Annotated in this window: 23 protein-coding genes; 16 read left to right on the forward strand and 7 right to left on the reverse strand. The window is 42.6% G+C overall.

What is annotated here, in order from left to right:
* Positions 1 to 163: 163 nt before the first annotated feature.
* Positions 164 to 682, reverse strand: a complete 519-nt coding sequence (locus FTV31_RS12525; RefSeq protein WP_180015136.1) for a DJ-1/PfpI family protein — start codon at positions 680 to 682, stop codon at positions 164 to 166.
* Between the two features lie 487 nt (positions 683 to 1,169).
* Here FTV31_RS12525 and pheA point away from each other — a divergent pair, with 487 nt between their 5' ends.
* From pheA to FTV31_RS12550, 5 genes are all read left to right on the forward strand, one after another.
* The gene (gene pheA, locus FTV31_RS12530; protein ID WP_125279073.1) at positions 1,170 to 2,279 is read left to right on the forward strand and encodes a prephenate dehydratase; all 1,110 of its coding nucleotides are present in this window, start codon (positions 1,170 to 1,172) and stop codon (positions 2,277 to 2,279) included.
* A gap of 66 nt (positions 2,280 to 2,345) precedes the next feature.
* On the forward strand, positions 2,346 to 3,437 hold the full coding sequence (gene hisC / locus FTV31_RS12535; RefSeq protein WP_179993203.1) for a histidinol-phosphate transaminase: 1,092 nt from the start codon (positions 2,346 to 2,348) through the stop codon (positions 3,435 to 3,437).
* A gap of 3 nt (positions 3,438 to 3,440) precedes the next feature.
* Positions 3,441 to 5,687: a bifunctional prephenate dehydrogenase/3-phosphoshikimate 1-carboxyvinyltransferase gene (locus tag FTV31_RS12540; protein ID WP_180015138.1), complete on the forward strand. Its 2,247-nt coding sequence runs from the start codon at positions 3,441 to 3,443 to the stop codon at positions 5,685 to 5,687.
* 100 nt (positions 5,688 to 5,787) lie between these two features.
* Complete coding sequence (locus FTV31_RS12545; RefSeq protein WP_166136040.1) at positions 5,788 to 6,153, forward strand: hypothetical protein; 366 nt, start codon at positions 5,788 to 5,790, stop codon at positions 6,151 to 6,153.
* Positions 6,141 to 6,581, forward strand: coding sequence for a GNAT family N-acetyltransferase (locus tag FTV31_RS12550; RefSeq protein WP_373686988.1), 441 nt, complete (start codon positions 6,141 to 6,143; stop codon positions 6,579 to 6,581). Before FTV31_RS12545 ends, FTV31_RS12550 begins: the two co-directional genes overlap by 13 nt.
* Before the next feature lie 137 nt (positions 6,582 to 6,718).
* Here the strand turns inward: FTV31_RS12550 and FTV31_RS12555 are convergent, their stop codons facing one another.
* On the reverse strand, positions 6,719 to 7,351 hold the full coding sequence (locus tag FTV31_RS12555) for an alpha/beta hydrolase (protein ID WP_179993205.1): 633 nt from the start codon (positions 7,349 to 7,351) through the stop codon (positions 6,719 to 6,721).
* A gap of 122 nt (positions 7,352 to 7,473) precedes the next feature.
* Between FTV31_RS12555 and yaaA the strand changes: the two genes are divergently transcribed.
* The 7 genes from yaaA to rnhB all read left to right on the forward strand — a co-directional run bounded on the left by yaaA (position 7,474) and on the right by rnhB (position 13,404).
* Complete coding sequence (gene yaaA / locus FTV31_RS12560; protein WP_004815385.1) at positions 7,474 to 8,256, forward strand: peroxide stress protein YaaA; 783 nt, start codon at positions 7,474 to 7,476, stop codon at positions 8,254 to 8,256.
* 477 nt (positions 8,257 to 8,733) lie between these two features.
* Positions 8,734 to 8,922: a hypothetical protein gene (locus FTV31_RS12565; RefSeq protein ID WP_004815387.1), complete on the forward strand. Its 189-nt coding sequence runs from the start codon at positions 8,734 to 8,736 to the stop codon at positions 8,920 to 8,922.
* Between the two features lie 441 nt (positions 8,923 to 9,363).
* Entirely contained in the window at positions 9,364 to 10,686 is a 1,323-nt protein-coding gene (locus FTV31_RS12570; protein ID WP_004815389.1) for an NCS2 family permease, read from the forward strand.
* Between the two features lie 77 nt (positions 10,687 to 10,763).
* Positions 10,764 to 11,765, forward strand: a complete 1,002-nt coding sequence (locus tag FTV31_RS12575) for an adenosine deaminase (protein WP_179993208.1) — start codon at positions 10,764 to 10,766, stop codon at positions 11,763 to 11,765.
* A gap of 82 nt (positions 11,766 to 11,847) precedes the next feature.
* On the forward strand, positions 11,848 to 12,192 hold the full coding sequence (locus FTV31_RS12580; protein WP_004815392.1) for a hypothetical protein: 345 nt from the start codon (positions 11,848 to 11,850) through the stop codon (positions 12,190 to 12,192).
* A 183-nt stretch (positions 12,193 to 12,375) separates the two neighbouring features.
* Positions 12,376 to 12,756: a hypothetical protein gene (locus FTV31_RS12585; protein WP_180015140.1), complete on the forward strand. Its 381-nt coding sequence runs from the start codon at positions 12,376 to 12,378 to the stop codon at positions 12,754 to 12,756.
* Between the two features lie 57 nt (positions 12,757 to 12,813).
* The gene (rnhB, locus tag FTV31_RS12590) at positions 12,814 to 13,404 is read left to right on the forward strand and encodes a ribonuclease HII (RefSeq protein ID WP_180015142.1); all 591 of its coding nucleotides are present in this window, start codon (positions 12,814 to 12,816) and stop codon (positions 13,402 to 13,404) included.
* Between the two features lie 79 nt (positions 13,405 to 13,483).
* On the opposite strand, the gene csrA is transcribed toward rnhB, so the two are convergent.
* From csrA to alaS, 3 genes are all read right to left on the reverse strand, one after another.
* Positions 13,484 to 13,741 (reverse strand): carbon storage regulator CsrA, encoded by a 258-nt coding sequence (gene csrA, locus FTV31_RS12595; protein WP_004784202.1) that lies wholly within the window; start codon positions 13,739 to 13,741, stop codon positions 13,484 to 13,486.
* A 248-nt stretch (positions 13,742 to 13,989) separates the two neighbouring features.
* On the reverse strand, positions 13,990 to 15,270 hold the full coding sequence (locus tag FTV31_RS12600; protein WP_159123232.1) for an aspartate kinase: 1,281 nt from the start codon (positions 15,268 to 15,270) through the stop codon (positions 13,990 to 13,992).
* Positions 15,271 to 15,334: 64 nt separating this feature from the next.
* Entirely contained in the window at positions 15,335 to 18,028 is a 2,694-nt protein-coding gene (gene alaS, locus FTV31_RS12605) for an alanine--tRNA ligase (protein ID WP_180015144.1), read from the reverse strand.
* Between the two features lie 409 nt (positions 18,029 to 18,437).
* Here alaS and FTV31_RS12615 point away from each other — a divergent pair, with 409 nt between their 5' ends.
* On the forward strand, positions 18,438 to 19,466 hold the full coding sequence (locus FTV31_RS12615) for a type I glyceraldehyde-3-phosphate dehydrogenase (protein WP_004815403.1): 1,029 nt from the start codon (positions 18,438 to 18,440) through the stop codon (positions 19,464 to 19,466).
* Between the two features lie 179 nt (positions 19,467 to 19,645).
* Positions 19,646 to 19,942: a hypothetical protein gene (locus tag FTV31_RS12620; RefSeq protein ID WP_005236433.1), complete on the forward strand. Its 297-nt coding sequence runs from the start codon at positions 19,646 to 19,648 to the stop codon at positions 19,940 to 19,942.
* Between the two features lie 36 nt (positions 19,943 to 19,978).
* Here the strand turns inward: FTV31_RS12620 and FTV31_RS12625 are convergent, their stop codons facing one another.
* A complete protein-coding gene (locus FTV31_RS12625) occupies positions 19,979 to 20,269 on the reverse strand; it encodes an AzlD family protein (protein ID WP_180015149.1) in 291 nt (96 codons plus the stop codon).
* Positions 20,266 to 20,955 carry an AzlC family ABC transporter permease gene (locus FTV31_RS12630; protein ID WP_373686989.1) on the reverse strand — a complete coding sequence of 230 codons (690 nt, stop codon included), beginning with the start codon at positions 20,953 to 20,955 and terminating at the stop codon, positions 20,266 to 20,268. Before FTV31_RS12630 ends, FTV31_RS12625 begins: the two co-directional genes overlap by 4 nt.
* 539 nt (positions 20,956 to 21,494) lie before the next feature.
* Between FTV31_RS12630 and FTV31_RS12635 the strand changes: the two genes are divergently transcribed.
* Both FTV31_RS12635 and FTV31_RS12640 read left to right on the forward strand, forming a co-directional pair.
* Complete coding sequence (locus tag FTV31_RS12635) at positions 21,495 to 22,661, forward strand: ATP phosphoribosyltransferase regulatory subunit (protein WP_004815411.1); 1,167 nt, start codon at positions 21,495 to 21,497, stop codon at positions 22,659 to 22,661.
* A 79-nt stretch (positions 22,662 to 22,740) separates the two neighbouring features.
* A complete protein-coding gene (locus FTV31_RS12640) occupies positions 22,741 to 24,060 on the forward strand; it encodes an adenylosuccinate synthase (RefSeq protein ID WP_004784184.1) in 1,320 nt (439 codons plus the stop codon).
* Positions 24,061 to 24,109 lie beyond the last annotated feature (49 nt).

The raw sequence follows: 24,109 nt of genomic DNA on the forward strand, positions 1-24,109 counted from the left end.
CTTGAGTAAGATGAGTATAGTTCATGATGCAACTTTGACTTTGGTCGGTCGGAAGCAAAATGCTAGCTCATCTTGCTTCCTTCCAATAATTTAATCTCTGTTGCACTTCATTTGAGAATCCAAGATAGAAAGAATATTCTTGAAATCTAGATATTTTATTATTTTAAGATTTTAGTACATCCAGACATTCATGAATAAAAATTGGCAAATCATTTGGCACTCGAGATGAAATCAGCTGATTATTGTCATTGACCAGTTCAACATCATAATACGTCGCACCCGCATGTTGTACCCTAGGTGCATGCGCACGGATACTAGTAATGATGCGGTTCTTTAAAACATCGGCTTCACTCAGGAGTAAGGAGGCATCACAAAGACTAAAAATGGTCTTTTTGGCCTCATTAAAAGCCTGAATGAAATGTAAGACTCGCGTATCGTTGGCGAGGGACACTGGTGATTCACCGCCTGGAATGAGTAGGGCATCAAAATCCTCAATACTGATATGATCAATTCCCCGATCAATGATTACACTCGACTGGCCATGTAGTCCATGTACGACTTTTCCGGCATGCAGTTCAATATTACAGACACTGTGCTCTGCAGCAAGTAAGGCTGAAACAGGCTCAGTATATTCAAGATCTTCAAAATTATTCGTTACAAGTACCGCTATTCTTTTTGGCATTATAGGCACCCCCAATATAGTTTTAAATTAGACTAGCGATTTAAGGTTTAAAAAACGTCTCTGCTTTGTAACCAAATGGTGATTTAGTGTAAAAAATCCAATTAAATCAAAGGAAAATGACTAAAAAAACAGTTTTCTATGTGCATTTTATTGTGAACTGTCACTCAGATTTTAAGTGGTCAAACTAGAGGTATCGAGATGGCTTTATTTTTATTTTCTTATGCTTAAAATCGTTATGTAGATTAAGAAATAGTGATATTTCATCTTGATAAAAATCAGTTAAGATGAGCGGGCAAAGTTTACAATTTGATAATGTAAAACATGCGAAAATGCTGAAAGAAATGTTACCAGATATGACTAAAGCGATGAACGGTTAAAATCAACTTCCTGTTTTTAAGAATTAATCTACTAAAGTTATATTGTGTAACATTTGCAGCGCACTAATTGTTATACTGCACAGATAAGGTTTATGAAGGGCGACATCACGATGATCAACGACGATCAAAACACAACGGCTTCTTTAGATTTGGCTAAAATTCGTGAAGATATCGATTCAGTTGATCAACAAATCCAGCAATTGATTAACCGTCGTGCACGTTTGGCTGAGGCTGTAGCAAAAGCAAAATTCGCATCTGAAGAAAATCCGCTGTTTTACCGTCCGGAACGTGAAGCACAGGTTTTGCGCAATGTTATGGAGCGCAATGAAGGACCATTGTCAGATACGACGATGGCACGTCTGTTCCGCGAGATCATGTCAGCTTGTTTGGCGCTTGAAGCACCGCAAAGTATTGCATTCTTGGGACCTGTCGGAACCTACACACACTCAGCAGTGTTGAAACATTTTGGTCATGATGCTGTGGTTCGTCCATTACCCACCATTGATGAAGTGTTCCGTGAAGTAGAAGCGGGCAGTGCACATTATGGTCTGGTGCCTGTTGAAAACTCCTCTGAAGGGGTAGTGAACCACACTTTAGACTGTTTCAAGACTTCGCATCTGAATGTGATTGGCGAAGTAGAATTACCCATCCATCACCAGTTCCTGATCTCTGAAAATACCCGTAAAGACAGTATTAAGCAGATCTACGCACACCAGCAGACTCTGGCTCAATGCCGTAAATGGCTGGATGCTCATTATCCAGGTGTAGAACGTGTGGCACTCAGTTCAAATGCTGAAGCGGCACGCCGTATTCAGAATGAATGGCATTCTGCTGCGATCGCTTCTGAAATTGCTGCGAATATTTATAACCTTGAGATTATGCACAGCAATATTGAAGACAACCCAGAGAACACGACACGCTTCCTGGTGATTGGCCGTGAAAAAGTGCCACAAAGCGGCAATGATAAAACTTCATTATTGGTGTCTGCGCATGACCGTGCCGGTGCATTGCTGGAAATTCTGGCTCCATTTGCCAAACACAACATTAGTCTAACTAGTATTGAAACTCGACCTGCACTTCCTGAAAAATGGGCTTATGTATTCTTTATCGATCTTGAAGGTCATATTGAGCAGGAAAATGTTAAAGCTGCGATCGAAGAAATTCGTCCGTTTGTGAAAGAAGTCCGCGTGCTTGGTTCATATCCTGCAGCTGTTTTATAAAAGCAGCCTTTCGTGGTTAGTGCGAGGGTGCTAACCACTGTTTCATCTGTAAATCGGAAGTATAAAATGTCGTTTGTCCCAGCCAATGAAGGCATCTCTAAATTAAAGCCATATCAACCAGGTAAACCGATCAGTGAACTTGAGCGTGAGTTGGGCATCACTGATATCGTAAAACTGGCTTCAAATGAAAACCCGCTGGGCTGTTCAGATAAAGTCAAAGAAGCAGTGGCTGCGGAACTGGCGGAAATTGGTCGTTATCCTGATGGCGGTGGCTTTATCCTGAAAGATCAGATCAAGACACAATTCGGTTTTGATCATAACCAGATTACTTTAGGTAATGGTTCAAACGACTTACTGGAAATATTCGCCCGTGCATTTGTTTCTGAAAAAGATTCAGTGATTTATAGCCAGCATGCGTTTGCGGTATATGCACTGGTGACTCAAGCGATTAACGCTGAAGCGATCGAAGTACCTGCTAAAGGTTTCTCACATGACCTTGAAGCGATGGCGGCTGCGGTAAAAGACAACACCAAGCTGATCTTTATTGCAAACCCGAATAACCCGACAGGGACCTGGTTTGAAGAAGCTGAATTTGAAGCATTCATGCAGAAAGTTCCTGCGAACGTGATCGTGGTGCTAGATGAAGCCTATGTGGAATATTTCCCAGAGAACTTCAATAGCCTAAAATTCCTGAAACAGTATCCAAACCTGATTGTCAGCCGTACGCTGTCTAAGTGCTATGGTTTGGCTGCACTGCGTGTTGGTTTTGCTTTGGCATCTGTTGAAGTAACTGATTACCTGAACCGTATCCGTCAGCCATTCAACGTCAACCATTTAGCGATGGTGGCTGCGGTTGCTGCACTAAAAGACGAAGCATTCATCGAGAAATCTCGTGAAGTAAATAAAGCAGGTATGGCACAGCTTGAAGCTGGCTTCAAAGCTTTGGGCCTGAACTATGTACCTTCACGCGCGAATTTCATCTTGGTGGATGTACAGGCTGATCCAGCAGAAACATTTAACAAGTTGTTGAAAGAAGGTGTGATCGTGCGTCCAGTGGGTATTCCAAACCACTTGCGTGTATCGATTGGTACTGAAGCTGAAAATGCCAAATTCCTTGCTGCATTAGGCAAAGTACTTGGCTTAGAGGCGAAAGCTTAAGTTATGTCGCAGCCACTGTTTGAAAAAGTTGCCTTTATCGGACTTGGACTGATTGGTTCAAGTCTGGCGCGTGTCATTCAGGCCGAGCATTTAGCCAATGACATCGTGGCATCGACTCGCTCACAAAAAACCTTGGAAGATGCCAAGGCACTTGGTCTGATTTCCGACGGCTATGCAAATCCTGTAGAAGCCGTTAAGGGGGCAGACCTAGTGGTGCTGGCACTACCTGTTCGTGCAACGCAAAAGGTATTGGAAACCATCAAGCCTTATCTGTCAGAAAAGGCCATTATCACCGATGTGGGTAGTACCAAAGGTAATGTGGTAGAAGCAGCCAAAGCTGTGTTTGGTGAAAATCTGCCAGTCGGCTTTGTTCCGGGGCATCCGATTGCTGGTGCCGAACATACCGGCGTGCATGCAGGTAAGGTCGATCTATTTGCCAATCACAAGGTGATTTTGACGCCGTTACCAAGCAGCGCGGCATGGGCGGTCGATAAACTGATTCAACTATGGCAGGTGGCCAAAGCGGAAGTGATTTGTATGGATGTGGAAAAGCATGATGAAGTGCTGGCCCATACCAGTCATCTTCCGCATCTGATGGCCTTCAACCTGGTCGAACAACTGGCCAAGCGCGAAGACAATCTGGATATTTTTCGTTATGCTGCCGGTGGCTTCCGCGACTTCTCGCGTATTGCGGCCAGCGATCCACAAATGTGGCATGACATCTTTTTTGCCAATAAAAAGGCGATTCTCAATGCCGTGGACGGCTTTGAAGCTCAACTCGCGATTATCCGCAAGCTGATTGAAGATGAAGATTCACAAGCCTTAATGGGCTTATTGGGGCATGCGCAGGCGGCTCGCCAGCACTTCAATCATATGCTCGCCAAGAAACCTCTCATGGAGAAAAATAAAGTGACACAACAATTTACCATTCAACCAGGTGCCAAGACGTTCCAGGGTAAATTTACCGTGCCAGGTGACAAATCTGTGTCACACCGTTCCATCATGTTTGGTGCCATCGCTGAAGGCACAACGCATGTGACCGGGTTCCTTGAGGGGGAAGATGCCCTTGCAACTTTACAGGCGTTCCGTGATATGGGTGTAAGCATTGAAGGTCCTAAAAATGGTGAAGTGACCATTCATGGCGTGGGTATGCACGGCCTGAAAGCACCGAAGTCTGCACTGTATATGGGTAACTCAGGTACTTCGATGCGTCTGCTGTCTGGTATGCTGTCAGCACAAAAATTTGACTCGGTGATGACCGGTGATGCTTCACTGTCTAAACGTCCAATGGAGCGTATTGCTAAACCATTACGTTTGATGGGTGCACAGATTCAAACTACGGGTGAACGTGGTACACCACCAGTATCGATTACCGGTAATCAAAACCTGAAAGGTATTCAATACGACTTGCCAATGGCATCGGCTCAGGTGAAGTCTGGGATTTTGCTAGCTGGTCTTTGGGCTGAGGGCGAAACTTCAGTGACTGAACCTGAACCAACCCGTGACCATACTGAACGTATGTTGCGTGCGTTTGGTTATGACGTAAAAACTGAAGCTAACCGTATTTCCCTGCAAGGTGGCGGCAAACTGGTGGGTACCAATATTCAAGTCCCATCGGATATTTCTTCTGCTGCTTTCTTTATGGTCGGTGCAGCGATTACTGAAAATGCTGACGTGACTTTGGAAGCGGTAGGCATTAACCCAACCCGTACTGGTGTCATCGAAATCCTGAAACAGATGGGAGCCGACATCAGCGTTGAAAATGAACGCATCGCTGGCGGTGAACCGATTGCAGATATTCGTATTCGCGGTACACGTACCTTAAAAGGCATTCATATGCCGGAAGACCAAGTGCCACTAGCAATTGATGAATTCCCGGCATTGTTCATTGCTGCTGCATGTGCAGAAGGCCAAACGATTCTAACTGGTGCTGCTGAGCTGCGTGTCAAAGAATCGGATCGTATTCAGGTGATGGCAGATGGTCTGAAAACCATGGGCATTGATTGTACGCCAACTGATGATGGCATTATCATTGAAGGTAAGGGCAAGGCAGGTGACTGGTCACCAATCTTTACCGGTGGTGAAATTGAATCGCATCATGATCATCGTATTGCCATGAGCTTCTCAATCGCAGGTCTGCGTAACTCAGGTGAAATTAAGATTGTTGGGACTGAAACTGTCGCAACCAGTTTCCCAACCTTCACTGAACTGACTTCTCAAGCTGGTCTGGCGATTGAAGTGACAGAATAATTCTAAAATTTACATGAAACAGCCAAGCTTTTGCTTGGCTGTTTTGTTTATATTGGCTTATGCTAAAACCATACAACAAAAAAGCCATTTGGATGTAGCAATGCGAAAATTAAAATTTATGGCCAATCCTCAGAGCCAGCAACAATTACAGGGCAGTCAGCAGACTCAGGAATATGTGGCACATCTGCTGACGGAAGAGCTCGGTAAATATGGCTTTAAGACTTTGGCGCAAAGTGGTGCACAAGTGGCCGTAAGTGTCGATGAACACGAGTTGCCATTATCAGTGAGCTGTGAGACACGAGATCAGGAAGGGCACCTGATTTGTGAAATTGCTTCTTATCCGGATGAAGAACAGGACTGGCTGGACCGGATTACAGAACAAAGTTTATTAAATCAGTTGGCACAAGCCGTTGAAGCATCATTGAAAGAACAAGAAAGTTTTAGTGAGTTTGAGTGGAAGAACTAGTTCAACAAATGCAAAGGGTTTTGCCCATACTACAAAGTGAACGTCTTGTTTTAGATTATTTTAAGCCATCTGATGCTACGGAAGCCTATGCCTCGATTACCCCGAGTCTGACTCGTTTTATGGCATGGGATGCACCGGAATCTGAACAGATATTTGCAACAGTCTGGCAAAACTGGCTAAACAATATGGCTGATCATAAAGAATATATCTTTGTGATCCGTCATATTGAAAGACATGAATTTATCGGATTATGCAGTTTGCATCGACTGCATGATGAAATACCTGAAGTGGGTATCTGGATTCGTGAAAAGGCGCATGGTCATCATTATGGACATGAGGCAGTACGTTGCATTGTGACCTATGCTTTCAATACATTAGGGATCAAAGCTTTGAGCTATCCGGTAGCCGAAGAAAACTGGGCTAGCTGAAAAATTGCAGAACGTGTAAGTGGAAAAATTACCAACCACCTAGATAAACCTAAATATCGGGCTGTAATTTATGAAATTCATGCTAAAGATTTTATTTCTGAATAAAAAAACCTCATCATTCGATGAGGTTTTTTTGATCAGCTTAATGCGAGGAAACGGCTCATCGCAATCCGAAGCTGTTTTAAATAACCGGTAAAGAAATGATTTGCGCCAGGCAAGATCGTGACCAGATGACGTTGAGGCTTGGCCCATTCAATCATGTCGGATAAAAGCGTGACATCATCCGCTTCACCATGAATAAATAAAATATCACCTTTGATCGGTGGGGTAACATAGTGACGTAGGCCAGCTACGGTCGCAGTCGGTAGGCCACACAAAATCACTTTTGAAGGTTGCAGTTCAACGGGCAGGGCGGCGTAACACTTGGCCATGACATGTGCACCAAAACTGAAACCGCCTGCAAAGAAAGGCAGGCCAATATGCTGGCGACGCGCATATTTAATGACTTCAAGTATATCATCCGTTTCACCAAAGCCTTCATCATGCAGACCGGCACTTTGACCAGAACCACGGAAACTTGGACGATAGACAACACAACCACGCTCTAAAAACATTTGTGCCAGTAACACTGGAACCTTATGTTGTGGTGTGCCACCTTGTAATGGATGGGGATGACAAACAATCGCGAATCCTTTCACTTCACCCTGAGGATAATCCACAAAAACCTCAAGTTGGCCAGCAGGGCCTTGGAGGAAGATTGGTTCGGACATAGAAAACCGATAAATTGCAGGAGAATTTTCTATTTTAACGATTATGATAAATAAAAACATGAATTGGAATTAAAATAAGTCTACTGATATAGTTTGATTAATCATTTTTTAACCAGGTTGCTATGCTTGCTTTAATTTCACCAGCCAAGACTTTAGATTACGAAACACCTTTACCTACCGATCAATTTACTCAGGCAAGATTGCTGGAACATTCCCAGGAATTGATAGAAGTTGCCCGCAAGTTATCAGCAACTGAAATTGCCAGCTTAATGAGCGTCAGTGAAAAAATTGCCAATCTGAATGCGGAACGCTTTAGAGACTGGCAGCCAGATTTTGATTTTTCCAATGCTCGTCAGGCAATCTTTGCCTTTAAAGGGGACGTTTATACCGGTCTGGATGCTTACCAGTTAAAGCAGGATCAGATTCATTACGCACAGAACCATCTGCGTATGTTATCCGGCCTATATGGCTTATTGCGTCCGCTGGATCTGATGATGCCTTACCGTCTGGAGATGGGAACCAAATTGACTAACCCACGTGGTGCTCATCTCTATGAGTTCTGGGGACATACCATCACTGACCTGATCAATCATGATCTGGCAGCAGCAGAGTCTGAAATTCTGGTCAATATTGCCTCTGATGAATATTACAAGGCAGTGAAAGAAAGCAAAATTCAGGCTGAAATCATCAAGCCGGTATTTTTAGATCAGAAAAATGGCAAATATAAAGTCATCAGCTTCTATGCCAAGAAAGCTCGTGGTTTAATGGCGCGCTTTATCATTGAAAACAAGATCAAACGAACTGAAGATTTAAAAGCCTTTAATACCGATGGGTATTATTTTGATGCTGAAAGTTCATTAAAAGGTGAGTTGGTATTTAAACGTGATGAGCAGCTGGCTGCTTAAGATAAAAGATTCACCCAAGACTGAATGAAGAAATTTTCTTAAAATTCTTGGGTGGATTTAAGTTTAGTAATATTGGGTTGAATTGAATAAAAATTAAAGAATAGGGAAGGAACTTTCAAAATATCATTTATTTAGAAGAATTTTTAACAGGAAATGAAGAATTTTTTTAAAAGAAAAGCTAAATAAAATAATGCAAGCTATAGTGAGCTTTAAAAGATATTTTTCACTCGATAAATTTATATAGTAAATATAAATTTTTAATGAAATAAAAAATAGAATCAACTAATTAATTTCTTTTAATATTCAAAAAGTGACTAAAAAATAAAAAAATTATGACTTAAAAAATTATGATTAATTGAATAAGAAGTATAAAAAACGAAGAATGAAAAGACCCTAAATATTTGAAAAAACTGCATTTTATCGGATTATTTGTAAACTATGTCACAATTTTATTGTTATTTTGTTAGCATAACTTCAATGCTGTTACATAACTCAACTACAAAAATGAAAATTTATACAATTCCTATTTTTGTGCTGATGGTGGGTTTACTCGGTTATTGTGTTCACCAACAGGCCGAAACAAAAAAACATGAAGAGCTTCATCAGATTCTGAAAGAAGTACAACATTCAACTAAATTGCTGAATGCAAATCGGCCCCGACCTTAATAGATTTGCACTAAGCTCTTTGATTAGGAAATCAGGTACAAAGATAAAAATAAAATTATAATAAATAAAAGAAAATTTAATAATAGTAGAACTAGATTATATTAATTTTTAATAAAATATAAATTCTAAGAAGCAATCAGAAATCAATGTGTTATAATTTGCAAAAGATAAAGTTAGATCAAATTTACTTAAATTAAGTATTTGATTCTAATGATGAAAAAAGCTGCATAGGGGTTATGCAGCTTTTTTGTTTAGATTGTTTTTTGAGTTTTTCTAGCGCAGTTTTCTTACTGTTCGCTATTGAAACATTTTGACCCGCTAAATGGCGAAGCTGGCATATTCGTTGCTAACAGATCCTTAAAATTCATGAAGTTTTCTATAAAATTTCCTGAATCCGGCGGCATGCTTAAAGCATAAAGTTTACTCAATAGGGGCTAGGTCATGACGACTCCTAATCCATCTTCAGAAAATATGCTGGAACGTCTGTTCAAACTGAGTGAAAACAAAACCAGTTTCCGTACAGAAGTTCTGGCAGGTGTAACCACGTTCCTGACAATGTGTTACATCATTATTGTTAATCCGATGATTTTATCCGAAACCGGGATGGATCATGGGGCTGTCTTTGTAGCCACCTGTCTTGCAGCCGCAATTGGCTGTCTGGTAATGGGGCTTATTGCCAATTATCCAATTGCACTTGCACCGGGTATGGGGCTGAATGCCTTCTTTACTTACTCAGTCTGTCTGGGAATGGGTGTGCCTTGGCAAACTGCATTAGGTGCAGTATTTGTATCTGGTCTGGTCTTCATTGCCATCAGTATGTTCAAAATACGTGAGGCGATTGTCAATGCCATTCCAATGTCACTCAAACTGGCGATTGGCGGTGGTATTGGCCTGTTCCTGGCCTTAGTTGCACTGAAAAATGCTGGCATTATTGTTGATAATCAAGCGACCTTGGTGGGTCTGGGTGATTTGAAACAGCCTACAGTTATGCTTGCGCTACTTGGTTTCCTGTTAGTGGTGGTAATGCATCACTTCAAAGTACGTGGTGCGATTATTATCAGTATTCTGGTAATCACTGCCATTTCTACTGCTTTAGGTTATAACCAGTTTCAGGGCGTAGTGGGTCAAATTCCTTCACTCGCACCAACCTTCCTGCAAATGGACTTTCAAGGTCTGTTTACAGCCAGTCTAATCGGTGTGATCTTCGTATTCTTCCTGGTCGATCTGTTTGACTCAACCGGTACACTGGTAGGTGTTTCACATCGTGCGGGTCTGCTGAAAGATGGTAAATTGCCGCGTCTGAAAAAAGCATTATTTGCCGATTCTTCTGCGATTGTTGCAGGTGCCGCTTTAGGTACTTCTTCAACTACACCTTATATTGAATCATCAGCAGGCGTTGCAGCAGGTGGTCGTACCGGACTAACTGCAGTTGTGGTGGGCTTGCTGTTCATTGCCTGCTTATTCTTGGCTCCATTGGCTCAATCTGTACCAGGCTTTGCAACTGCACCAGCATTGCTATTTGTCGGTGTATTGATGATTCAGGGTATTGTTCATATTGAATGGGATGATATTACTGAAGCGGTTCCGGCGTTCCTGACCATTGTATTCATGCCATTTACGTATTCAATTGCAGATGGGATCGCAATGGGTTTTATCAGCTATGCGCTGATTAAACTGTTGACAGGTAAAGCGAAAACTGTTCCATACATGGTATGGATCATCGCAGTACTATGGGCATTGAAGTTCTGGATGTTTGGCGGCTAATTTTTGTCGAATATCAAAAGGGTGTAAACTCAGTTTGCACCCTTTTTTATTTTTCTCAGGTTTAATCAGGAGTAGCGATGAACCGTCTTGAATTGATTCAGGCCTTGCCAAAGGCTGAGCTGCATGTGCATATCGAAGGTACCTTTGAACCTGAGTTAATGTTTGCGATTGCACAGCGTAATGAAATTAGCATTCCTTATAAATCAGTTGAGGAAGTGAAGCAGGCTTATAATTTCCATAATCTGCAATCTTTCTTGGATATCTACTACGCGGGTGCCAATGTTCTGATTCATGAACAGGACTTTTATGATCTGGCTTGGGCATATTTTGAAAAATGTGCGGATGATAATGTCGTGCATACTGAAATGTTCTTTGATCCGCAAACGCATACTGATCGTGGCATTGCCTTTGAAACCGTGATTAATGGCTTGCAGAAAGCCTGCGATGATGCGAAAGCTAAATTAGGCATTACTTCACATCTGATTATGTGCTTCTTACGTCATTTAAGTGAAGAGGCAGCATTTGAGACATTAGAGCAAGCGCTGTCTTATAAAGATCAAATCATTGGAGTAGGGCTGGATTCAAGTGAAGTCGGGCATCCACCGTCTAAGTTTGAACGTGTCTTTGCCAAAGCGCGTGAAGCCGGTTTTCTGGTGGTTGCACATGCGGGTGAAGAAGGTCCGGCAGAATATGTCTGGGAAGCTTTGGATTTATTAAAAGTAAACCGTATTGATCATGGGGTACGTTCTGAGGAAGATCCAGAATTGATGCAGCGTTTGATTGCAGAGAAGATGCCGCTTACAGTATGTCCACTTTCAAACCTGAAACTGTGTGTGGTAGATGATATGCAGCAACATAATATCCGTCGCCTGTTGCAGCACGGCGTGCATGTCACAGTGAATTCAGATGATCCATCGTATTTCGGTGGTTATATGAATGACAATTTCATTGCCATTGCTGAAGCTTTGGACCTAAGCAATGATGAGCTAAAACAGCTGGCGATCAATTCTTTTGAAGCTTCATTTATTTCTGATGCTGAAAAACAGAAATGGATCAGCCTGATTCAGGCACTCGTTTAAAATATCATTCCAGTAAATTTGTTAGCCCAAAGAGGGTGGAGTTCGCTCTGCCTTTTTATTTAATCTGATCTGTGAACCGAAGATGAAATTAAAATTCCTGTGGCCTGTTCTGGCTGTTAGCTTAATCAATCCTGCTTGTGCAGATACCTCAATGACTCAGAAAGCCCTGAAACCTCTGATTGAATATCAGTGTGGCCAAGAGCTGAAAGATTCCAAAGTCTGGAAAATGGGTACTTATTTCATGGCTGAAGCCAATAAACAGCATTTACAGCAAAAAGTATGTGGCTGTGTAGGTGAGCATGCCTTGGAAGGTGTTCCGGCTAAAACCCTGTTAAAAGCAACCGTTGATGAAGAAACTAAAAAAGAGCTGACCCGTAAAGCAATTGCCAATAGCTTAAAAGGCTGTATGGGCGAGTTTATCAATTAAGGATTTTTGGGTGCTGGATTATCCAGACTTTATCTTTAGATTAGTAGTGAGTCTTCTTTCTATGATAACTGTGAATCTGGCTGTGCGCAGATTAGACATCATGGCGCATTTTTAGATTTCTTATTGCGATAAACTTCGGCACAATAGCCGCATATTTTAAAAGCTGAAAAAAGGATAAAATCCGTGAAAAAATTATTGGCTGTTGTTGCTCCATTAGCACTTGTTCTTTCTGCCTGCGTAGCACCACAAGGTACGGGTACAACCACTCAAGCAAGTACAGGTCAGCAGCTCGGTTCTGCAGCCATTAAAATTGCCATCAATGCAAAATGTGTCACTGAACTGAATAATATTCCGGCTTGGCAAACTGCAACACGTTTAATGACAGAAACACAAAAACAGAATATCCAGTCTGAAATTTGTGGTTGCGTGAGTGAAAAAGCACCACAAAACGTGACTGCGGTAGATTTGGCGACTGCAGCAATTGACCCAGCAGCACGTGCAACTATTGTAGGCAATGTCGTTGCAAATACTATTAACGCTTGCGTGGCTGAAGCGGTAAACTAAGTCAAAATCAAATTTGAATAGGCTGACTGGTTCAGCCTATTTTTTATGGGAAATAAAATGAATATTGCTGGTGTAGATGAAGCAGGGCGTGGGCCATTAGTAGGATCGGTGGTCGCTGCGGCTGTGATATTGGATTCGAATAACCCGATTGAGGGCTTAAATGATTCCAAAAAGCTAAGCGAGAAGAAGCGCGAAAAACTTTTTATTGAGATTCAGGAAAAAGCACTGGCTTGGGCCATCGCTGAAGCCTCTGCGGCAGAAATCGACGAGCATAATATTTTGCAGGCCTCTTTGCTGGCAATGCGCCGCGCTGTGGAAGCATTAAGCATTCAGCCGGAACATGTACTGGTCGATGGCAACAAGATTCCTCAGGGTCTTGCGATGAGCTGTGATGCGGTTGTAGGTGGGGATGCTCTGCATCCTGAAATCTCGGCAGCCAGTATTCTGGCAAAAGTGACCCGTGATCGCCAGATGGTAGAGATGGATCAGAAGTATCCACAATTTGGCTTTGCCAAGCATAAGGGTTATCCGACCAAAGCGCATTTTGAAGCGATTGCCTTACATGGGGTGATTGATGAGCACCGTCGTAGTTTTGGACCAGTGAAAAAAGTGCTGGCAGCGTTACTTGATCAGCAACAGGCGGGATAAAGTCTGATTATTTTGCTATACAGTTGAAAATTAGACAAATTAAAAGCGGCTTAAAAGCCGCTTTCATGTTCATACAAAATTAACGGTTAAAGTTATTTTGTGTCTGGTTATCATCTTCATAAGAAGAAGGTTGATAATCCTGGTCAATATGCTGAAGATGTTCATGCATTGCACGTTCATGCTGGATACGCTGGTAAATCTCTTCACGGTGTACAGAGACTTCTTTCGGAGCATTTACCCCAATACGAACCTGGTTGCCTTTTACGCCAAGTACAGTCACGCTGACTTGGTCTCCGATCATTAAAGTTTCCCCGACGCGTCGAGTCAAAATCAGCATGTTTCTCTCCTTGCAAAATGCAAAACCTGCAATCTATTGAATGTAATAAAAAAACACAACCTAAAATTATATAATTAAAGTTTGAATAGAAAGTCCTATCCATGAAATGAAGAAGTTAACTATCCAGACTGTTGAAAATCCTTAGGCTTAATATAACAGAGCCACTATAAAAAAAACTATAGTGGCCCTGCATTTTTGTAGAGATTTAATGAAATACTGTCAGACAATGACGGTATTTTGTAGTTCTCTTAAGCGCGTGCGCTAGATTCACCATGTTCACGGTCTAAACCGAATGCAGTGTGAAGTGAGCGAACTGCAAGCTCAAGGTAATTCTCTTCGATAATTACTGAAATCTTGATTTCAGAAGTAGAGATCATCAGGATGTTGATGCCTTCATCAGCAAGAGCAGTGAACATTTTGCTCGCTACACCAGCGTGAGAACGCATACCTACACCTACGATCGAAACTTTTACGATGTCATCACGAGTTGCAACTTCACGTGCGCCAATCGCTTGAGCGGTTTCTTCAAGGATTTTTTTAGCTTTAGCGAGTTCACCGCGGTTTACAGTAAACGTGAAATCAGTTGTACCATCTTCTTCAACGTTCTGGATAATCATATCCACTTCGATATTGGCATCACCAATTGGTTTAAGAATTTTAGATGCAATACCTGGCTCATCTGGAACACCCAGAATAGTCAGTTTAGCTTCGTCGCGGTTGAACGCGATACCAGAGATAATTGGCTGTTCCATGTTGTCTTCCAGTTCAGTAGTAATAAGAGTTCCGACGTTGTTTTTGAAGTCTTCGTCAAATGCGCCATCATTGTCATTATCGAAGCTTGAGAGTACACGTAAAGGCACTTGGTACTTGCCTGCAAATTCTACAGAGCGAATTTGAAGAACTTTAGAACCTAAAGATGCCATTTCCAGCATTTCTTCGAAAGAGATACGGTCTACTTTTTTCGCTTTAGGAGCAACACGAGGGTCAGTCGTATATACGCCATCAACGTCTGTGTAAATCTGACATTCATCCGCTTTTAGCGCTGCAGCAAGTGCAACACCTGAAGTATCAGAACCACCACGACCTAAAGTTGTGGTATTGCCATCAGCATCAAAGCCCTGGAAACCGGCAACCACGATTACGCGGCCTGCATCCAGGTTTTCAGTCAATACATCGGTATCAATAGATTCGATACGTGCTTTGGTGAATGCGCTGTCAGTTTTAATACCAACCTGGCGACCAGTTAAAGATTTAGCTTCAACGCCAATTGAATTCAGCGCCATAGCTAACATGGAAATCGTTACCTGTTCACCCGTAGAAACCATTTGGTCAAGTTCACGTGGGTCAGGGGTTTCGGTAATGGCTTTCGCGAGAGCAAGCAAGCGGTTGGTTTCACCACTCATAGCAGATACCACTACAACCATCTTGTGGCCATGGTCATGCCAGCGCTTCACACGACGAGCAACATTGAGAATGCGCTCGGGAGTACCCATTGAGGTACCGCCATATTTTTGAACGATTAATGCCATAGTTGTTCCATATAAACCATGACCCTGATTTTCCGATCAGGGTCAGTTACACAAAATGAAGTTTTTATTTTGCTTCAAGCCAAGCTGCTAAATCAGCCATCACTGGAGCAAACTTCTCGTTAAGTGGCGCGCCACCTTGTGCCAAGTCAGGTTTACCACCACCTTTACCACCTAGCTCAGTTGCCAAGTGTTTGATGATGTCACCCGCTTTAATAGAAGCAGTAAAGTCTTTAGCTACAGATGCAATCAAGCTAACCTTGTCACCCTCTACACCTGCAAGAACAATGACTGCATTTTCTAATTTTGATTTCACACCATCGTGCAGGTTACGTAGTGCTTTCGCATCCATACCCTGAACAGTCGTGATTAATGTTTTACGACCAGCAAGCTCTTGAACCTGGCTTAAAAGTTCACCGGCTTGTAGGCTTGCCAATTTTTGATTCAGCTGTTCAATCTGTTTTTGCAATTGATGCGCAGTGTCCACCACAGCTTCAACTTTTTCGACTGTTTGATGGTTCTGTGCTTTTAACAAACCATTGATATATTGAACATCACGATCGACTTTCTGTACGGCTTCAACCGCTTTAGTACCCGTTACGGCTTCAATACGACGTACACCTGCTGCGACACCACCTTCAGACGTGATTTTAAACAGACCGATGTCACCCGTACGTTTCACGTGAATACCGCCACACAGCTCGATTGAGAAGTTTTTTTCGTCAATCACTGAACCCATAGACAATACGCGAACTTCTTCACCGTATTTCTCACCGAACAGCATCATCGCACCTTTGGCTTTTGCAGATTCGATGTCGAGCAGTTCAGTCGTAACAGGCGTATTGGCAATCACTTCAGCATTTACCAGACGTTCAATTTCTTGCAACTGTTCGAAAGTCACAGGCTGATCGTTGGCAAAGTCGAAACGTAATACGTCAGAAGCAACCAATGAACCTTTTTGCTGTACGTGTGAACCCAGGATTTGACGTAGGGCAGCGTGCAGCAAGTGAGTTGCAGAGTGGTTACGAGCAGTTGCAGCACGAATCTCGGCTTTAACCGTTGCTTCAACGTTTTGAGTAACTTTTAGATTACCCATAGTCACGATACCTTGGTGAACGAATGCACCACCAGATTTCTTGGTATCCTGAACTTCGAAAATACCAGTATCGTTTTTGAAGATACCTGTATCACCGATTTGACCACCACTTTCTGCATAGAAAGGAGTCTGGTTAAGAACGATTAATGCTTCGTCGCCTTCAACCACTTCGTCAACCTGTTCGCCATCTTTATAGATTGCGATGATTTGACCTTGACCTGCTGTTGCGTCATAACCTTCAAACTGAGTTTCGCCTTCAACTTTAACAACGCTGTTATAGTCGATTGCGAATTTACCTGCATCACGTGCGCGTTGACGTTGTGCAGCCATTTCTTTCTCGAAACCAGCTTCATCAATTGTTAAGTTACGTTCACGTGCGATATCTGCTGTAAGGTCAGTTGGGAAGCCATAAGTGTCATAAAGTTTGAATACGATTTCACCCGGAATCACAGAGCCTTTCAGATTTGCCAGTTCGCCTTCAAGCAATTTCAGACCTTGCTCAAGTGTTTTAGCAAACTGTTCTTCTTCTTTCAGCAAAGCGGCTTCGATACGTGCTTTGTTTGCTTCAAGTTCAGGATAAGCTGCGCCCATCACATCAATTAAAGGCTGAAGCATTTTGTGGAAGAATGAACCAGTCGCACCCAGTTTGTTACCGTGACGAACTGCACGACGAATGATACGACGCAGTACATAACCACGGCCTTCGTTAGAAGGGTTCACGCCATCTGCAATCAGGAAGCAGCATGAACGTGCATGGTCAGCAACCACTTTAAGAGAAGCAGGGTATTCAACCGGTTTGTTTTCAGCTTGTGCTTTCGCTTCAAGTTCAGAAGTATCTAAACCAATGATTTCAGCAGCAGCCTTCAGCAAGTTTTGGAACAGGTCGATTTCGTAGTTTGAGTTCACGTGCTGAAGAACAGCCGAAATACGCTCTAAGCCCATACCTGTATCTACAGAAGGCGCTGGAAGAGGGTGCAGGACGCCATCCGCAGTACGGTTGAACTGCATGAATACGTTGTTCCAGATTTCGATGAAACGGTCGCCATCTTCTTCAGGCGTACCAGGCAGGCCACCCCAGATGTGATCACCATGGTCATAGAAGATTTCAGAACATGGACCACAAGGACCTGTATCGCCCATTGCCCAGAAATTGTCTGATGCGTATTTTTCGCCTTTGTTATCACCAATGCGGATAATACGGCTGGCATCTAGACCAACTTCTTTATTCCAGATGTCAAACGCTTCGTCATCAGTGTGATACACAGTTACGTACAATTTGTCTTTAGGCAGTGCCAGCCATTTGTCGCCGGTCAGGAATTCCCAAGCAAATTTAATCGCATCACGTTTGAAATAATCACCAAACGAGAAGTTACCCAGCATTTCAAAGAATGTGTGGTGACGAGCTGTGTAGCCAACGTTATCTAAGTCGTTGTGTTTACCACCTGCACGTACACATTTTTGTGAAGATGTTGCACGAACGTAGTCACGTTTTTCCAGACCCAGGAAGCAGTCTTTAAACTGGTTCATACCAGCATTGGTAAACAATAATGTTGGGTCGTTGGCAGGAACCAGAGAACTCGACGCGACACGTGTATGCCCTTGCGATTCAAAGTAGCTTAAAAAAGCTTCGCGAATTTCAGCTGATGTCATAAAACGAGTACTCACAACCAAGTCACTCCATAATTTCCGATTTGGCTAAAAACATCACAGTCTGACAAGAAGGTTGGTTCTTTGCTGCAATGCGGGGCTTAAATATTTAAAAACGCCAAATTATAACGGAAAATGCCTGTTCAACCAATGATTTTCATATTTATAGATCATAAAACTATAAGGAATGAATATTGGAAAAATCAGAAAAATGCCCTGTAAAATCAAAAGCTATTGTCATTACAGCAATTTATTTCAAATCTCGGTAACAGAAACTTCGCATTGCCTTCATTAAAGCATGAATTTTTCGATGAAATATTGGACATTCTGTGTAATTTTTAGTGGATTTAGCTGAATAGTTATCAGTCAGCTGGATAATTCCATTAATATAGGCGCATAAAGTTTTATGCCGCAGTAGGGAACGTCGATGCAACGTATCGCAATTAATGGTTTTGGACGAATCGGACGCAATGTGTTACGTGCATGGTTTGAAAATCCGAAAGATTTTAATTTTGACATCGTTGCCATTAATGACGTTGCCGACGTTGAAACCTTATTGCATCTATTTAAATATGATTCTACTCATGGCCGTTTCCCCGGGCAGGTCGATCTGACTTATGAAGATGAGTATGCCTACCTGCATGTCACTTATCGCGATGCTTATCAGAAAGTTCAGGTGTTAAGACAGGCGAATCCGGTGGAAATGCCATGGCATGAACTGAATATTGATGTGGTATTGGAATGTACCGGCTTATTCCGTTCGCGTGAGGCTGCGACTCAGCATATTACTGCCGGGGCAAAACGGGTGATTATCGGCGCTGCACCGTTTGATACGGTGGATGCTGCAATTGTCTATGGCGTCAACCATCGTGATGTCAAAGAAAGTGACCAGATTATTTCTAGCGTGTCTTGTACTACGCAGGCATTGGTACCGCTAGTCAAAATCATTGATGATGCCTTTGGGATTGAGACTGCACTGATGACTGAAATTCATGCGGTGACTGCGGATCAGTCAGTACTGGATCATGCCCATCGTGATTTAAGACGTGCCCGTGCTTCCGGGCAAAATATTATTCCAACCACATCTTCAGCTTTGGGTGCTTTAAAACGCGTAATGCCGAAGATGGAGAACCGGATTGATGGTTATTCGATTCGCGTGCCAACCATTAATGTCGCAGCAATTGATCTGACTTTTATTTCTCAGTCACCCATTACTGATCATCAGTTAAATGAAGTATTAATTAACGCTGCACGTCAGGATTTTGCTGAAATCATGTCTGTGACAGATGAGCCTTTAGTATCTTCAGACTTTAATCATTCGCCTTACTCATTGATTGTGGATCTGACCCAAACCCTGGTAGTGGGGCATCAGGCTAAAGTATTTGCCTGGTATGATAATGAATGGGGTTATGCCAACCGTTTGCTGGATCTCTGTGAATCCTTTTATACAGATTAAGCTATTTTGAAAGCATCCCAAATGGGGTGCTTTTTTATGCAAGATTAAAAAATTAGAAGAAAATGAATAAGAAGTTGAACGTAATTGATCGAAAAGCTCTGGATTTATGCCGAATATTTCTGTGATCTGGATATTTTTTCGTTAAGATAAAGATAATTAAATGGAATAAGAGCAAGCACATGATGTTGATCTGGGGATTTATTATATTACTGACCTTGGCTGTGATTTTTTTGATCTGGCTGCAATTTAATAATAATGAGAGTTCACAAAGTGTGGAAGGGGTGCCAGTTGAGGAAAAAGTGGCACATCTGGAAGAAAATTTAAAAAAGACCTTGGAAATTATGCAGGATCTGGCGAAAAAGATGCATGTACAGCAGGAAGTACTGGATCAGACTACAGCCAAACTGCAAAAAGTTGAGCTGCAAAATGCAGAATTGGTAAATCTGCTCGCTAAAGTAGTAGAACCAAAGTCATAAGACCTTTTCATGCTGGCTTAGCCTTATATAAAGGATTTAAACCAGTAACATTCTTAAAATAGCTGCCGACGCCATGCTAATTAAAATGGTCGGCAGCATGCCAAAGCGTGATGCAACGATTAGTGTCACTATTATAGCGATCAGATCAGCCGGATCATCTCGTAAAAAATATGGGGTGATCATCGAAATCAGTACACAGCCTGGAATCACTTCCAGAATTTTACGCTGACGTTTGCTCAAAGTTTTATTTTTGAGTAGGACATATCCGAGCAGGCGGGTAGCATAAGTCGTTAGCGCCACCAATAAGATGGCGATAAAAGTGCTCATCTGGATCCTGCTTCATTCTCCTGAATGAGCCAGAAGGCAGAGGCAATGCCTACAAGCGCACCAATCAGCACATACCAGTTTCCCGGTAGATAGCTATAAGCCAGTGCAGCACAAATACAACTGATTAGCCAAGGTCTGGCTTCAATAAAGCCTTTCCACATACCTTTCAGTAAGACCAGCATAATGGCGGGGAAAGCCATATCAAAACCAAAACGGTTAATGTCTACTAGCATAGGTCCAAGCAGTGCACCGAGCGTCGTAAACCCGACCCATGCCAGATAAAGAACAATACATAGCCCGGCATAATAAGGCAGACTAAAAGCATATCGATAACCAAACTGTGCCAGTCGACGCTGTGCATCGGTCAGGCTTAAGGCCCAGTTTTCATCGACCATAAAGAATAATGCCGGAAAGACTTTTCGATTTGGAAGATGTCTTAAATAAGGTACTAAACTGGCACCGAGCAGAATATAGCGGCTGTTAATGAGAAAACTAATAAAGATTAAGGTAAGCAGATGCGGTGGATCAGTCCAGGCTTCTAAAACTGCAAACTCGGAACCGCCAGCAAAGTTCAGCCCGGTCAGCAAGGGAACCTCAAGCAGGCTAAAATCTTTTTGTGCTGCTGTTGCGCCCAAGACCAGCGCGAGAGGAATTACACTTAATAATAAAGGTATGCAGTCTTTCACACCACGCTAGAATTCACTCAGAGGAGTGGCATCAGAAGGCGTTATACTTGGCTGAAAGGGAGGCATGAGATGATCGGGTTTTATTCTAGAAGGAGAAAGAAAGTTTATAAGAAATACCGGAGTCTTTGCAGTCCCTTTAAACTCTACCAGAATGGTGCTGTTTTCTTGGTCATTTAAGTTCCCATATTAGGTTTTTGTATAGGATTATTTTTAAGCATCTAGTACTGATATCTTATAAATTTTTACCCTTGGATAGATGAGGATTGAATCAAGAATAAGTTTTTCGTCATTGTTTTGGTTAGGGGAATATATTAGAAAATCAAGTTGATATGTTGGTTATTAAATTTTATTCAGCCTATTTTCTCTTAATAAGAAAGAGATGATTTGGTTTATCTATCTAAGTCCTTTGTTCAGTCAGAGAAAATTATCAAAATTGCGATGCACAGCCTAAACGATCGTGCTAGACTAGGAGAAATCGGGTGTGCTCCCGATTTTTTTATGCGGTTTATTCCGCGCTGACAAGAATTTAGGTTTACAACATGCCCATTTCAGAGACATGGTTATTACCTGATGGTGTAGCTGATGTATTACCAGAACAAGCGCAAGTCATCGAAAGCCTGCGCCGTCAATCACTGGATTTCCTCGCATCTCGAGGTTATCAGCTGGTGTATACGCCATTTATTGAATACATTGAATCTCTATCTTCTCTCTCAGAATCGAATCAGGATTTAGACTTAGCCACTTTTAAAGTGATCGACCAGCTGTCTGGCCGCTTGCTTGGTGTGCGTGCCGATATGACACCACAAGTGGCTCGTATCGATGCGCATGTACATCCAGTGGAAGGTGTGGCTCGTTATTGCTATGCGGGTACGGTTTTACATACGAAACCTCAAGGATTTAATACCACACGTGCACCATTGCAATTAGGTGCAGAATTATTTGGTTCAGACAGCATTGATGCTGACGTGGAAATGGTTGACCTGATGATCAGCCTGATTCAGGAAGCGGGTCTGGCCGACGGCGTCCACCTTGACTTAGGTCATGTTGGTCTGTTCCGTAGTCTGATTGCACAAGCGGGTTTAAGTAAAGCAACCGAACGCCAACTGTCTGATCTGTATCAACGTAAAGCATTGCCGGAACTGGCTGAATTTACTGCAAATCTTAAGTTTGGTTCAGACTTCTATACGCTTGGCCGCTTTGCAAGTGACCTGGATGCCTTAAAAACGAATTTAAGTGCTGAAGTATTAGAAAATCCAGCCTTCAAACAGGCATTTGATGCACTGCAAACCACCAAAAATGAAGTTCAGGTGCGCTGGCCGAATCTGCATATTGGGATTGATGTCGTCGAGTTACGTTCATACCATTATCACACCGGCCTGATGTATGCAGTTTATGCACCAAACCGTGCTGCGGCACTGGCACAAGGTGGCCGTTATGATGGCATTGGTGAGCATTTTGGTCGTGCACGTCCGGCAACTGGTTTCTCTTGTGACTTATATGCTTTAAGTGCAGGCAAGTTTGCTACAGCTAAAGTTGTGGTAGCACCTAAGGGTACAGATGCTGCGCTGTTAAATGCGATTCAGGCAACCCGTGCACAAGGCTTAAGTGTAATTCAGTTATTAGGTAATGATGATTTAAACTCGGTACCGTATGCAACTCACCAGCTAGTGAATGTGGACGGTGAGTGGACCATCAAAACGATTTAATCGCTTTAATTGTTTTACTCAGTGTTCATGTCGCTGAGTGGGACTTTCAACTTTAACAGCATGATGTAATGAGGCTATTATGGGCAAGAATGTTGTGGTACTTGGTACCCAATGGGGCGACGAAGGTAAGGGTAAGATCGTCGACCTGCTCACAGATCAAGCGGCTGCAGTAGTTCGTTATCAAGGCGGACATAACGCAGGTCATACTCTCGTGGTTGGTGGTAAGAAAACTGTATTACACCTCATTCCATCAGGTATTTTACGTGAAAACGTATTGTGCTTAATTGGTAATGGTGTGGTTCTTTCACCTGAAGCGCTCATCAAAGAGATGGATATTCTTGAAAAAGAAGGCGTGCCAGTACGTGAACGTCTACGCATTTCTCCAAACTGTCCATTGATTCTTCCACACCACATCGCACTTGACCAAGCTCGTGAGAAAAAACGTGGTAATGCGAAAATCGGTACAACTGGTCGTGGGATCGGTCCTGCTTATGAAGATAAAGTGGCACGTCGTGCAATCCGTGTTGCTGACCTGGTACGTGGTGGCGAACATCTGAAAGCTCAGCTTGAAGAATTGCTTGAATACCACAACTTCCAATTGACTCAATTCTTCGGTGTTGAAGCAGTTAAAGTTGAAGACGTACTTGCGCTTTGCGACGAATGGCGCAAAGTGATCGAGCCTATGGTCATGGACGTGACTGGTGAACTTCACGCTTACCGTAAAGCTGGCAAGAAAATCATGTTCGAAGGTGCGCAAGGTTCATTACTTGACGTTGACCACGGTACATACCCGTACGTGACTTCTTCAAACACAACTGCTGGTGGCGTAAGCTCAGGTTCAGGTCTTGGTCCATTACACCTTGACTACGTTCTTGGTATTACTAAAGCATACACCACTCGTGTAGGTTCAGGTCCATTCCCAACTGAGTTGGTATATGACGCTGCAACTGATACAGGTGATGCAATTGGTAAACACTTGGGTACTGTAGGTTCAGAATTTGGTGCGTCTACTGGTCGTCAACGTCGTTGTGGCTGGTTCGATGCTGAAATCCTGCGTCGTTCAGTAGAAGTGAACTCATTGTCTGGTATTTGCTTGACTAAACTTGACGTTCTTGACGGTTTGGAAGAAGTGAAAATCTGTGTAGGTTACGAAGCTGCTGATTCTGGCTGTGTTGGTTCTTCTGATGCGCTTGCATTTGAAACTCTAAAACCGATTTACGAGACTATGCCAGGCTGGAAAGAATCTACTTTCGGTGCGAAATCACTAGATCAATTGCCACAAGCGGCAATTAACTATGTGAAACGTCTTGAACAATTGATTGAATGTCCAATCGACATCATTTCAACTGGTCCAGACCGTGAAGAAACCATTATTCTTCGCCACCCGTTTGATGCTTAATTCTTTAAGCTGAAAATGATAAAAAACCCTGTGATTTCACAGGGTTTTT

This window comes from Acinetobacter sp. YH16031 (assembly GCF_013417335.1).
GTDB lineage: Bacteria > Pseudomonadota > Gammaproteobacteria > Pseudomonadales > Moraxellaceae > Acinetobacter.